We start from the raw sequence: 231 nt of genomic DNA on the forward strand, positions 1-231 counted from the left end.
CTATGAGCGATGGGGTGACGCAGGAGGGTAGTGACGCAGACGGATGGATGTCTGTCCAAGCAGTGAGGCTGATGTGTAGGCAAATCCGCACATCGTTAAGGCTGGGCTGTGACGGGGAGGGAAAATTATAGTACCGAAGGTCATGATCTCACACTGCCAAGAAAAGCCTCTAGCCAGGTGAAGGTGCCCGTACCGCAAACCGACACAGGTAGGCGAGAAGAGAATTCTAAG

1 rRNA gene is annotated in these 231 nt (G+C 53.7%); it reads left to right on the forward strand.

Going from position 1 to position 231, the window contains the following annotated elements:
- A 23S ribosomal RNA gene (locus KI367_RS27015) occupies window positions 1–231 on the forward strand; the annotation flags it as partial.

This window comes from Paenibacillus cookii (assembly GCF_018333375.1).
Classification (GTDB): domain Bacteria; phylum Bacillota; class Bacilli; order Paenibacillales; family Paenibacillaceae; genus Paenibacillus_AQ; species Paenibacillus_AQ cookii.